This window comes from Pseudoalteromonas phenolica (assembly GCF_005876835.1).
Taxonomy (GTDB): domain Bacteria; phylum Pseudomonadota; class Gammaproteobacteria; order Enterobacterales; family Alteromonadaceae; genus Pseudoalteromonas; species Pseudoalteromonas phenolica_B.
This window is the reverse complement of record NZ_PPSW01000022.1, coordinates 1-13,101: the sequence shown is the minus strand read 5'-3', so window position 1 is coordinate 13,101 and position 13,101 is coordinate 1. Positions and strand designations below refer to the sequence as shown.

The 13,101-nt window shown below is 39.1% G+C and carries 12 protein-coding genes; 10 read left to right on the top strand and 2 right to left on the bottom strand.

Translation table 11 applies throughout. The features are described 5' to 3' along the window. Positions 1 to 80: 80 nt before the first annotated feature. Together C1E24_RS13385 and C1E24_RS13380 are read right to left on the bottom strand one after the other, a co-directional pair. Positions 81 to 1,583 (bottom strand): sensor histidine kinase, encoded by a 1,503-nt coding sequence (locus tag C1E24_RS13385; protein WP_138482232.1) that lies wholly within the window; start codon positions 1,581 to 1,583, stop codon positions 81 to 83. Then, a complete protein-coding gene (locus C1E24_RS13380) occupies positions 1,580 to 2,122 on the bottom strand; it encodes a heme NO-binding domain-containing protein (RefSeq protein ID WP_138482230.1) in 543 nt (180 codons plus the stop codon). The genes C1E24_RS13385 and C1E24_RS13380 overlap by 4 nt, the downstream gene beginning before the upstream one ends. Positions 2,123 to 2,231: 109 nt before the next feature. On the opposite strand from C1E24_RS13380, the gene C1E24_RS13375 reads away from it, so the two are divergent. The 10 genes from C1E24_RS13375 to C1E24_RS13330 all read left to right on the top strand — a co-directional run bounded on the left by C1E24_RS13375 (position 2,232) and on the right by C1E24_RS13330 (position 13,002). Next, complete coding sequence (locus C1E24_RS13375) at positions 2,232 to 3,518, top strand: HD domain-containing phosphohydrolase (protein ID WP_138482229.1); 1,287 nt, start codon at positions 2,232 to 2,234, stop codon at positions 3,516 to 3,518. Between the two features lie 92 nt (positions 3,519 to 3,610). Then, on the top strand, positions 3,611 to 5,203 hold the full coding sequence (locus tag C1E24_RS13370) for an ABC-F family ATPase (protein ID WP_138482523.1): 1,593 nt from the start codon (positions 3,611 to 3,613) through the stop codon (positions 5,201 to 5,203). A 136-nt stretch (positions 5,204 to 5,339) separates the two neighbouring features. Next, entirely contained in the window at positions 5,340 to 5,822 is a 483-nt protein-coding gene (gene purE, locus C1E24_RS13365; protein WP_130254288.1) for a 5-(carboxyamino)imidazole ribonucleotide mutase, read from the top strand. A gap of 1 nt (position 5,823) precedes the next feature. Continuing rightward, entirely contained in the window at positions 5,824 to 6,963 is a 1,140-nt protein-coding gene (locus C1E24_RS13360; protein WP_138482227.1) for a 5-(carboxyamino)imidazole ribonucleotide synthase, read from the top strand. Positions 6,964 to 7,039: 76 nt separating this feature from the next. After that, positions 7,040 to 7,972: a YeiH family protein gene (locus C1E24_RS13355; RefSeq protein ID WP_138482225.1), complete on the top strand. Its 933-nt coding sequence runs from the start codon at positions 7,040 to 7,042 to the stop codon at positions 7,970 to 7,972. Positions 7,973 to 8,245: 273 nt separating this feature from the next. After that, positions 8,246 to 10,726, top strand: a complete 2,481-nt coding sequence (locus C1E24_RS13350) for a S9 family peptidase (protein WP_138482223.1) — start codon at positions 8,246 to 8,248, stop codon at positions 10,724 to 10,726. Positions 10,727 to 11,007: 281 nt separating this feature from the next. Continuing rightward, the gene (locus C1E24_RS13345; protein WP_138482221.1) at positions 11,008 to 11,475 is read left to right on the top strand and encodes an OsmC family protein; all 468 of its coding nucleotides are present in this window, start codon (positions 11,008 to 11,010) and stop codon (positions 11,473 to 11,475) included. A gap of 109 nt (positions 11,476 to 11,584) precedes the next feature. After that, positions 11,585 to 11,965, top strand: coding sequence for a hypothetical protein (locus C1E24_RS13340; protein ID WP_138482219.1), 381 nt, complete (start codon positions 11,585 to 11,587; stop codon positions 11,963 to 11,965). A 3-nt stretch (positions 11,966 to 11,968) separates the two neighbouring features. Further along, positions 11,969 to 12,598 carry a hypothetical protein gene (locus C1E24_RS13335; protein ID WP_138482217.1) on the top strand — a complete coding sequence of 210 codons (630 nt, stop codon included), beginning with the start codon at positions 11,969 to 11,971 and terminating at the stop codon, positions 12,596 to 12,598. A 116-nt stretch (positions 12,599 to 12,714) separates the two neighbouring features. After that, positions 12,715 to 13,002, top strand: coding sequence for a hypothetical protein (locus C1E24_RS13330; RefSeq protein WP_138482215.1), 288 nt, complete (start codon positions 12,715 to 12,717; stop codon positions 13,000 to 13,002). Positions 13,003 to 13,101 lie beyond the last annotated feature (99 nt).

Here is a 13,101-nt window from a genome sequence, read left to right as displayed (position 1 = left end):
TTAAATTTAAAAAGTGATACATGTATAGGTATCACTTTTTATTTTGAGGTTTGTATTTAACAAAGAGAAATTTGAATAGATTAGAAAAATTCAAAGAATGAGATCACAAATTCGGTGCCCTTATTAGGCTCGCTTAATACTTCAACTTTCGCATTATGTTGCTGCAAAATGCTGTATGAAATAGACAAACCCAAACCAGTACCTTCACCGGGCGCCTTAGTTGTGAAAAAAGGGGTGAATATTTCTTTTATGTTTTCATGAGGAATGCCTTTACCTTCATCTTTTACACGCACCATGATTTTTGTACGCTCTCTATAGCAACGTACGTACAAAGTACCACCCTCAGCCATGGCCTGTTTTGCGTTAACAAACAGGTTTATAAAGACTTGTTGTAATTTACTTTCTATTCCTAGAATCGTGGCGCTTTCTAACAGGTCTGTTTCGATATGGTGTTTATATTTGAATTCATTGCTTACCATATTAAGAGATTTATTGATGACTTTGGTCACATCGATAGGTTCTAGTTCATCGTTCTCCATCCGAGAGAAAGTACTCAAATCAGCCACAATGGCTTTGACTCTTTCTAAGCCTTCGACTGAAGATTTTAAAATTTCGTCGCTGTCTTCAAATAAAAACGGCAATTCATATTCTTCATAGTTTTTGCTTAGTTGTGGCAACGAGGTACTCGAGGGCTCATCAGCAAGCGGCTGCAAAGCAGATTTAATATCCTTGATATAGTCAGCCATGGTATCGAGGTTACTTAATACAAAGCCAACCGGGTTATTAATTTCATGGGCAACACCAGCAGCAAGGAAACCTAGGGAGGCAAGCTTTTCTTGCCCAACCAGTTGCAATTGTGTTTGTTCTAAAACTTTATTTGTTTCTTCAAGGTTTATAAGCTGTTGTTGAAGTTCTTCTTCAGCTCTCTTTCTTTCTATGGCAATAGAAAGCATGCTTCTTGATGACTCAAGGGTTTGTAGTTTGGTGATATTGATATCTTGTTGGTCTTGATAGAGTAAAACTGCAACCCCCACAGTTTTTTTATCTTCTAGCGCGAGTGTGTATAAAGGCACCATAACGCAAAACTGATAAAAGTCTTGCGTCTCGTTACTTATCTCGTTGGTATCTATGAGTTGTGTCTCTTGCTCTTGCTGTAATAAATCATACAATTTCTCTCTATCAAGTTGTGCAAGAAAAGACTTCAACAGTTGTAAGTGTTCATTAATTTCAGATTCAGTACTTGACTGAGTATAGTATTGAAACTGGCCGTAATTACATTGATTATCAAGTTCAATAAATAAATTATCTGGTTTAGATAAAAACGCACAGGTTCTTTCGAGGTAGTTTTCAACAATTTTATTTAACGTCGGCTTACTCCAGGTTTCAGCTAAAAGCCCGGTTAAAAAAGACAGTTGAGTTTGTTGGTTTTCGACTTCCATACGCGTTTCATCATTTAAAACTTCTTGTTCTAAAAGCTCTCGAGTATAGTTTTCAAGCTGCATTTCGGCGAGCTTTCTGGCTGCTCGCTCTCGTTTCAGTGCGCGTTCAAGTACGTCTACTTTGTTTTGTGCTTCTTCACTCATAAAAACCTTACTTCTATATGACAAGCATCATCACCTTCATGTAAACATTTAGATTGAGAAATAGAGACTTCTTCACCGAAGTGTTTAGCTGCCCCTAAAATGAGTCCTTCAGATAAATGACATAGCTTTCGCTCTGAGTTATAAATCATTGTCAGGTGTTGATCACTTTGGTCTTTATAATCGAATTCAGGAAGATTTGAATCTGCGTAGATTTTTTTTACTTCGACGTGAATTAAGTTATCAACCATATATAAAAACGCATGTAGAGAGGGCGCTTTTTTCGCTTCACTGGGTGCCATAGGCATGAGTTTCGAAAACAAAAACTCTCCAAAAGTTCGAAGTAAGTCAGAAGCTGGTACGTTTAATGCTTCACAATAATAAGTGACGATGCTGAACATTTCGCTGTCATCGTACTTTATTGAAGATGTGTAGATCCCTTGAGAGGGAAGGTCGAGTGTATTTAACATGGTGTCCCATGCTTCTAAGCCATGATTGGTTTCTACAAACTCTTGTAGCGCGTTGAAAACACTGCCTTTCATATAAATCTCCACATTTCGTGTTATGAAGTTGATATTATTCTAAAATAGTGTCACTTTTTACATAACGCAATGTTTTAAAATCATTTGTAGAAACATAAGGTTTTATTAAATGTCTGATAAGTTGCCAATTTTAATTGTGGATGATGAGACACAAGTACTTAACGCTTTAAAACGGCTTTTTAGAAAGGAGTTTGAAGTGACTGTGTGTGATAAACCACTTGAAGCTGTAGAAGTTTTAAAGCAGCGTGAATTTGCAGTTATCATTTCTGACATGAAGATGCCATTGATGAGTGGTGCAGAACTACTTTCTCAGGCTTTTATCATTAATCCAAACACGGCTCGTATTCTGCTTACAGGCTACTCGGACATCGACTCAACTGCTTTAGCAATAAATGAAGGTAAGATTTCAAACTATGTCAGCAAGCCTTGGCGCAATGACGATTTAAAAGAGATTGTCATGCAGGCTTGTGATCAGTATCAATTGAAGCAGTCTGTTATTCGTTTGCAAAATGAGCTGGCAGAGAAAAATAAACAATTACAAAGTTACAATGATGAACTAGAAAGTAAAGTTCAGGCTCGAACTTCATCACTTTCTCAGCTTACTGACAAACTAAAAAACGTCAATCAAAAGCAGCGCAAACTGTTTCATGATGTCATTGAGATGATAAACCTTATCATTGAAGATACAACAGGCAGTGATGATGGGCATATAAAGCGTGTTGCCTCACATTGTAGGCTCGTTGCGAAACACATGGGACTAGAAAAGCCACTTATTACTCAAGCCTATTTAGCTGGTCTAATGCATGAAATTGGTAAAGTGTCATTACCAGATGAGCTTGTTAAATGCACTGAAAATGAACTGACAAAAGAACAGTTAACAGCAAAGCAGCAAAATGCCATCAAAGGTGCTGAAATTCTTCAAAAGCTTCCTAATCTACAAATTATAGGCAAAGGTATTTTGCATCAATACGAACACTATAATGGCACGGGCTTACCTGAGCATTTAATCGCAGACAACATACCGACGATCAGTCGTATTCTTACCATAGTAAATGATTACGATAAGTTATTAATCGGTCGTATTACAGGTGAGAAGATGCAACAAGATCAAGCTATGCTAACCATGAAAACCTTGGCAACTGAGTTTTATGACCCACACATTCTAGATGTGTATTTCGAATTACTGTCTAGTGGCAAAGTATTTGAAAATCATGATATTGATGTGTGTGTCGGGGTAAGTTGTTTAGAAACAGGTATGCATTTAACACAGGATCTATTGAATAAACAGGGCGCTGTGATTTTAACAGCTGGCACCGAAATCACACCGAGCATTATTGAAAAGTTACAAAAGTATCAAAAAGATTGGAATTATATTTTTAACGTGTTCGTGCATTAGTTGCTATTCTTAGCCACTCTCTGGTGGCTCTCAAAAAACCTTTAGTTTAAAATACCGCTTGTTTTATTTTATTATGCTATTTGGAGCTCGTTATTTTAAACGTATCTAATGTCACCATGCAGTTTGGTGCAAAACCGCTTTTTGAAAACATTTCTGTAAAATTTGGTGATGGAAATCGCTACGGCCTCATCGGTGCCAATGGATGTGGTAAATCGACATTCATGAAGATATTAGGTTCTGAGCTCGAGCCTTCTGCGGGTAACGTGAGTGTAGCTCCAAATATTCGTTTAGCGAAGCTTAATCAGGATCAATTCGCTTACGAGCAATACACAGTTATTGATACCGTTATTATGGGTCACAAAGAGCTTTGGGAAATTAAAGCAGAGCGCGATCGTATCTATTCTTTACCTGAAATGAGTGAAGAAGATGGTATGAAAGTGGCCGATCTTGAGACACAATTTGCTGAAATGGATGGCTACTCGGCAGAGGCAAAAGCAGGTGAGTTGCTTTTAGGTGTTGGTATTGGTACTGAGCAACACTATGGTTTAATGTCTGAAATTGCACCGGGTTTCAAACTTCGAGTGCTTCTGGCGCAGGTGCTATTTGCTGATCCTGACATCATGCTACTAGACGAACCAACCAACAACTTGGACATTTATACAATCAAATGGTTAGAAGAAGTACTTAACCAGCGTGATTGCACCATGTTAATTATTTCGCACGACCGTCACTTCTTGAACTCTGTTTGTACGCACATGGCTGACATCGACTACGGTGAATTACGCGTATATCCAGGTAACTATGACGAGTATATGTTTGCAGCGACTCAAGCGCGAGAAAAGCTACTAAATGAGAATGCCAAGAAGAAAGCGCAAATTGCAGAACTTCAACAATTCGTGTCTCGTTTCTCGGCAAATGCGTCAAAAGCAAAACAAGCCACATCTCGTGCAAAACAGATTGATAAAATTCAGCTTGATGAAGTTAAAGCGTCATCTCGTCAATCGCCGTTTATTCGTTTTGAACAAAGCAAGCAGCTTTTCAGAAATGCACTTGAAATTACCAATGTGTCACAGGGTTATGACAGCACTTTATTCTCAGGCTTAGAAGGTTTAGTTGAAGTGGGTGAGCGTATCGCTATCATTGGTGAAAATGGTGTGGGTAAATCAACGTTACTACACACGTTAGCGGGTCGTTTGGCACCTAAGGCAGGTGAGTTTAAATGGTCTGAAAATTCAAATATTGGTTATTATGCCCAAGACCATGCTGATGAGTTTGAGAAAGATCAAACCGTATTTCAGTGGATGGAGCAATGGCAGCAAGAAGGTGACGACGAGCAAGTGGTTCGTGGTTTCTTAGGTCGAATGCTTTTCTCACAAAATGACATCAAAAAGTCAGTAAAAGTCCTATCAGGTGGTGAGCAAGGTCGTATGTTGTTTGGCAAATTAATGATGCACAAACATAATATTCTGTTGATGGATGAACCAACAAACCACATGGACATGGAATCAATCGAATCCCTTAACTTAGCCCTTGAGCAGTACGAAGGTACTTTGTTGTTTGTGTCACATGACCGTCAGTTTGTATCATCGCTAGCAACCCGTATTTGGGAAATTAAGGACGGTAAAGTTATCGACTTTAAAGGTACATATGACGAGTACCTAGCCCAACAAGAAGCGGCTAACTAACCGCTTTATACAATGGTACTTTTCAATGGTATTACCTAACTAGATAGGTATAATACCCACATAGAAACTGCAGGCTTACCCCCAATAAGAGCCTGCAGTTTGTTTTTCTATCGTTCAAAACTTCTGAGGATTTATTATGACGGTTGGCATTATCATGGGCTCAAAATCAGACTGGCCTACTATGCAACATGCAGCAGACATGCTGGACAAGTTTGGCATCGACTATGAAACAAAAGTAGTTTCGGCTCACCGTACACCTCAACTTCTAGCTGATTACGCGTCAAGCGCAGCTGATCGTGGTATCAAAATTATCATTGCTGGTGCTGGTGGTGCTGCACACCTTCCGGGTATGGCGGCAGCTTTCACAAGCTTACCAGTGCTGGGTGTACCAGTTAAATCAAAAACACTTAACGGTGTTGATTCACTACTTTCAATTTGCCAAATGCCAAAAGGCGTAGCAGTAGGTACGTTGGCAATCGGTGATGCGGGTGCGGCTAACGCGGGCTTACTTGCAGCTCAGATTTTAGGTTGTCAACAGCCAGAAATCTTTGCAAAAGTTGAAGCTTTCCGTAAAGAACAAACAGAAACAATTTTAGCTAACCCAAATCCTGCTGAGTAATATGAACGTTTTAGTCCTTGGCGCAGGGCAACTTGCGCGAATGATGAGCTTGTCATCGAAGAATTTAGACATTCATGTTACAGCTTACGATGTTGGCTCTGAAAAAGTTATCGATCCTGTTACCTTTTTAACAGTTGAACAGTCATTACAACAAGCCATTGATTCTGCTGACGCTATTACTGCCGAGTTTGAGCACATCCCTTTAGATATTCTAAAGTTATGTGATGAAAGTGGTAAGTTTTACCCGGGCACAGAAGCCATAGCAACGGGTGGTGATAGAGCGAAAGAAAAAGCGCTGCTAGATACTGCAAAAGTAGCTTGTGCACCGTATAAAATAATCACTGAAAAGCAGCACTTGCTAGATTCGATTGATGAATTGGCAATGCCTTTGGTAGTCAAGACTTGCCAAGCTGGTTACGACGGCAAAGGCCAGTGGCGTGTAAAATCTTTGGATGAGGTTGAGCAAATTTGGGCTGAGATGTCTGAATTTTTAGCGAAAGATGCATCTCATCAAATTATTGCAGAGAAAATGATCCCATTTGATCGCGAAGTATCTATCATAGGTGTTCGTTCAAAAAATGGTGAGACTGCAATTTACCCTCTGACTGAAAACCAACATACCAATGGGGTCTTAACGCTTTCAATCGCGGGTAAAGAGAAAAATGCAATTCAAGCGCAAGCTGAGTCTGCGTTTAACGCTATCGCCAATGCATTAGACTATGTCGGTGTATTAGCCATAGAGTTTTTCGATGTAGATGGCACTTTATTGGTAAATGAAATTGCACCACGTGTACACAACTCGGGTCATTGGACTCAACAGGGGTGTCATGTTAGCCAATTCGAAAACCACATGCGTGCCGTTACAGGCCTTCCACTAGGTTCAACGGTTTTGAATCGCCCAACAGCGATGATCAACGTGCTAGGGCAAGCTGCTATTTCAAAAGCAGTATTGGCTGTTGCTGACACAACCAGCCATTGGTACGGCAAATCTGCAAAGCCAGGCCGTAAGATGGGGCATATTAACGTTTCAGCTAATAGCTTATCTGAACTAGGCGATAAACTTGCTGAGCTGGCAAAAGTACTGCCAGAACAAGATTACCCAGGTGTACAGGCAACTGCTGAGCAGTTAAAAGCACTATAATAAAAAAGCCGAGTTTAACTCGGCTTTTTTGACTCAAGTTACTTGAATTCAAGAAACTAAATAAGGCATTTGCACAGTGACTAGTCAGTCTATTAAACAGTTTTCGTTTATTGGGTTATTTGTACTTTGTCTAACAGGATTTATAGGTCCTGCATTCTCACTTCTTCTCGGTCTTGCTTTCACCCTGATTTTTACAAACCCATACTTGTCTTTAAGTAATCAAGCCAGCAAATGGTTATTAAAATTAGCTGTGATAGGACTTGGGTTTAATGTCGACTTTAATGACGTACTTGAAGTAGGGCGAAGCTCATTTGTACTTACCATTGTGAGTATTACTGCCATAATAGGGCTCGGTGAAATTTTAGGACAGCTCTTTAAAGTTAATAAAAACACCAGTGTGTTATTGTCTTTTGGTACAGCCATCTGTGGTGGTAGCGCAATTGCGGCAATGGCCCCGGTAATAAAAGCTAAACAGCACGAAATTGCGGTGTCACTCGCCATAGTATTTCTATTAAATGGCTTAGCTTTGTTAATTTTTCCTGCAATCGGGCATTACTTTCAGTTAAGCCAAGAACAATTTGCGATCTGGGCTGCGCTTGCGATCCATGATACGAGCAGTGTGGTGGCGACAGCTTCGACATACGGTCCAATTGCAGTCGGTATTGCAACAACAATTAAGCTCACTCGCGCTATGTGGATCATTCCATATACTGCTTTGGCCGGTGTATTTTGGAAAAGTGAAGAAAAGGCGAGCATTCCACTTTTCATTGTGGGTTTTTTATTCGCCGCGCTTATTAACACTTACCTTCCTGAATATTCATCTTTTTGGCAGTTGGGTTATGCAGGAGCAAAACATGTACTTTATGCCTGTTTATTTTTAGTCGGATCAAGTGTGTCTCTGGCTATGTTAAAACAAACAGGGTGGCGCCCTCTAGCAATGGCAACTTTACTTTGGTGCATTGTCAGTTCAGTGATATTGTTACTCATCACCGATGGAGTGATAAATTAATGCAAATTTCTTGGAACTTTTCAAAAATGGACTAGTCTTAGGTAATGAGGCGCGGATAGGCCTCATTTCATAATCGTTGTTCATCAACGACTATGTGAGCGCAGAGAGTATTTGGCCAGCATCCTATGCTGGCCTTTTTTATGTTCATATACCCCAATGTTTTACTGCAAGAATTACGCACTTCCTTAATTATTGTTATTTTATCTAAAATTATTCGTATTCTATCGTCGCATTTGCTTAAATTGACCTAGTCTAACAAGTTGAAGAATAACTATGATCAAACACTCTCTAATTTCTGCTGCGGTTGCAGCGAGCCTGTTCTTAACAGGTTGTCAAACAACCACATCGACAGACGCGGTAAAGGCTGAACCAGCTTCAAACTTCGCCCCTGTTGTGGCTACGCCTTTAGATTTTGGTGGTGAGAACATCACATTAAAGCAAGCAATGGCACACCCTGATTGGTTGGGTCGTCAACCTGAGCGCGCATTTTGGGCTGCAGATAGCCAAACTGTGATTTTCAACCGCAAGCAAGCGGGGAATGAATTACGCGATACGTTTGCTGTTACAGCTGGTAAAGCGCCTACGCAAGTTGTATTAAACCAACTTCATACAGTTGGTGCAAAAAACGCGGTTTATTCAAAAGATGCTGCAGTGCAAGCCTATACGTTTGAAGGCAATGTGTTTGTTAAGAACATCAAAACGGGCGCAATCAAGCAGCTTACACAGAGATCTGATAGAGCACGCTCTTTACAGTTTTTAAACTCTGGTGAATTAGCTTATCGCACTGGTAATAGCTTCTTTAGCGTTGATATTAATTCAGGTCTGACTAAAGAGCTTGTTAAATTACATCTAGCTGACAAACCTAAAGGTACGCAAGAGCCATCAACTTACATTGCCAAAGAACAACACAAGTTGATTGATTTTGTAAAGCTTACGCATAAAAACGCACTAGATAAAGAACAGCGCAAAGAGCAATTAAATGCTGAAAATGACACAATTGCGTCAAACCAATTTTATCTTGGTAAAGGTAACCGCCTTGTAGAGGCAAGCCTTTCTCCTGAAGGTGACAAACTTATCGCCGTTGTGACAAAGAGCACACCATGGCGTGCTGATACTGACATTATGCCTAATTATGTATCACAAAACGGTGACATCGAAGCAGTCCCTGCTCGTCGTCGCGTAGCTGATTCGAAGCCATCTAGCTCAGACGTCATTTTCATTGATATCGCAACTAAAGCACAAACAACTTTAAGTTATGAAACACTACCGGGCTTTGATGAAGATGTTTTAGCAGCTGAGAAAGCAGAGAATGCAAAAGCTGAAGGTAGAACTTACGAATCAAAACGTGAACCTCGTCACATTAATTTGATGATGGACTGGGGCTGGGGCCAAAGTGCAGTGCAGTGGAATTCAACTGGTTCTCAAGTTGCTGTAATGCTTGAAGCATGGGACAACAAAGACCGTTGGATAGCAACCGTTGACTTTGACAATAACGAGTTTAAATCACAACATCGTTTACATGACGATGCATGGGTGAACTACACTTACAATGATTTTGGTTGGATGAACAATTCAGATACGTTGTATTACTTGTCAGAAGAATCAGGCTATAGTCATATTTATACTAAACCTGTAAATGGCAAAATAAAGCAACTTACTAAAGGTCAATTTGTTGTATCACACCTAACGCTAAGCAAAGATGATTCACAAATCTATTTTAAAGCGAATGTTAAGCACCCAGGTATTTACGAAGTTTATCGCGTGAATACGCAAACAGCTGAAAAAGTGGCGCTAACTGACTTAGATGGTATGACGGATTATGAATTGAGCCAAGATGAGCAAAAACTATTGCTTAATCACTCAAAGATCATGATGCCGAATGAATTATATGTTGCAGATGCTAAGCAAAACGCACAAGTAACGCGACTAACAAATACTGTTTCTGACGAGTTCTTAAATAAAAAGTTAATTGCACCAAAAATCGTTGCTGTGCCTTCGAGTCATACTGATCAACCAATCTATGCAAAAGTGTATTACCCAGCTGACTATGTAGAAGGTGAGACTGGTAAAACTCGTAAAGCTGTTATCTTCAATCACGGTGCGGGTTACTTACAAAACTCACACATGGGTTGGTCTGGTTACTTCCGTGAGTTTATGTTCCATTCACTGTTAGCAAGTGAAGGCTATGTGGTCATGGATATGGACTACAGAGCGTCTAAAGGTTACGGCCGTGATTGGCGTACAGCTATTTACCGCCAAATGGGCACACCTGAAATTCAAGATTTAGAAGACGGCGTTAAATGGATGGCTGAAAATGTGAATGTTGATACTGGCGCAGTAGGTACCTATGGTGGTTCTTACGGTGGCTTCATGACATTTATGGCACTGCTTACAAAGCCTGATTTATTCCAAGCGGGCGCAGCACTTAGACCTGTGTCTGATTGGGCATACTACAATACGCCATACACGTCTAATATTCTTAACCACCCAGATGTTGATCCGATTGCGTATCGTCGTAGTTCTCCAATCTACTTTGCTGAAGGTTTAGAAAAGCCATTACTTATCAACGCACCAATGGTTGATGATAATGTTTTCTTCCAAGACGTTGTTCGACTTGTACAACGCTTTATCGAGCTTGAAAAAGAAAACTTCGAAACAGCGATTTATCCAGTTGAGCCACATGGATTTAGACAGCCAACGGGTTGGTTAGATGAGTACCGTCGTATTTATAAGTTGTTTAAAGAGCATCTTTAAAACATAAAATGAATAGTAAGGGCCTTTATAGGCCCTTTTTTATGGAATCAAAAAATATACTGTTTATTTATACAGTAGCTTGGTTTTGTCCAATAACATTATTACAGCGCGTTTTGTCCAATTTTCACAATTGAGCAAAATTGGACATTTTAAACTCATGTTTACATTGGATTTTTCTTGTGCGAATATTGGGACACGTAATATAGCCCGTTTTGCCTGTATTTTTATGGGTAATTTGGGAGAGAATAAGCTGTTAGGCTACTTTCATAAACGGAGTTTAAATGTCAGAGTATTTTGCCAAAATCAATTGGGTTAGAGATAGTAATGAAAGTTATATTGATAACAAATATAGCCGAGGGCATGAATGGATTTTTGATGGTGGCGTAACCGTTCAAGCCTCTTCTTCACCTCACGTAGTTCCTTTACCTTATTCCGTTGAAGCAAATGTAGACCCAGAAGAAGCATTTGTTGCGTCTCTTTCTAGTTGCCACATGTTGTTCTTCTTATCAATTGCAGCCAAAAGAAGATATGTTGTAGATTCATATGTAGACGATGCTGTAGGTATTATGGAGAAAGATAGCGATGGTAAAATTTCAATGACTAAAGTTACACTTAGACCACATGTTCAGTTTTCGGGTGATAAAAAACCAACGATGGAACAACTTGAAAAAATGCACCATCAATCACATGATCAATGTTTTATTGCTAACTCAGTAAAAACTGAAATTGTTACGGAAATCGTAGCCTAACAAACTGTTAAACAAGGACAAAAAACAGTTGGTTTTTGCTCCTTCGTCGCTTATTTTAACCAACTATTTTATTGCCTGTTAACAGAGCGTTATATTCTCGGAGGGAACGGTGCATTCAAAAGGATTTTATATTTGCGGTTCGTTAGTTACTTTACTTTCAATTTTAATAATCTTTTTTGAACAGATTCCTTACATAAAATATAAAGATAAATATATTGCTGTAAGTCACGTAGAAATTGAACATGGTAAAACGTTAGAGCTAGAAAAAGCTGCATTTGATTTAGCAATTAAAAACCAAGATTTGGAAATGTTAAAAGCTATTTATTATCAAAGGCTATCTGCGGAGCAAAGCTCTAAAGAATTATCTGTTAAAGGTTTAGATGTAGCTAAAGCTCTAGCTCAACTTATAATAATTATTACCGTTACCTTTATGTTAATCGGTTTTGCGAAGCAAAGAGAATATAACAAGCAACTAAAGCGGGACAAATAAAGCTTGGCTTTTGTCGCTACGCTCAAAATTTTAGCCAAGCTAATTATTTGCCCCTTAGTGGGGCGTTATATTGCAAATGGAGTTCAGGTGAAAAAAACGATATTCTTATTTTTTTTAATATCTTTTAACTCTCTAGCTGGAGGTTATTATCAAAATGTAAATCAAGGATATGATCCTATTACAGGCCTGTTTTACTATCCTGTAAAACATAAACCTGAATCAGGAGGAATGTTTTCAAGTAAATCAAACACTCGCATTAAAAACATTCTCATTTTTGATCCAACCTCTGAAACAAAGTCATTTTTGTTTAAACCTGAACAAGTATGGAATATTCAAACATTTACTTTTGAAACAGTCTTAAACTCTAGCGGTGTTCAATTTTTCAATAGCAGTTACATCGCTCTAAATAACTCTTCCGAAATTTCTAGAAAACTAAAAGATAAGCTTCTTATTATTACTGAGTCAGAGAAATCAAAAAAATTAACTATGTGGTTTGCAACCAAGTCGGGTAAAGACCTAAAACAAGTGCATACCTTTCATAAATCAACCAAGTGGCACATTGATGTGAAAAATTCCAAAATTAGGTTTATCACTCACAAAAATGAAGTTAACTTCAAAAGTATTGAGTGGTAGCAATATAACAAGCAATTAAACAGGGATTAAAAACAGCGGGCTCTTCGCTTCGCTCAATTTTAGCCCACTATTTTTAACCCGTTAATCGGACGTTATATTTCACGGAGAAGTCCAGTATGAGTGAACAACAAATCGTTTATTCCTTCGCTTGGTTTCAGCCTGAAGAATGGCAAAAGCTAAAGGAAACTGTAGAAGATCCTGAAACACTGGATGATACATACCAAGAATGGCGGCACAATGCAGAATCTGTCATCACAGAGCTTCGAAATGATGGGCATCAAGTGAAGAAAATATCAATTAAAATTAGTAAATTGCTAGATTGGTGCGAATTAAAAGGTTTAAAGCCAAATGGTAAAGCTAGATCTGAGTACGCAGCTTTTCTAGCTGAACAGAGAAGTAAGTGAAATATAACAAGTGCCTAAACCAAAGGACGCAAAACAGCAGGCTTGCGCTCCTTCGTCGCTAATTTTAGCCTGCTATTTTACGCCGGTTAGGCAAGCGTT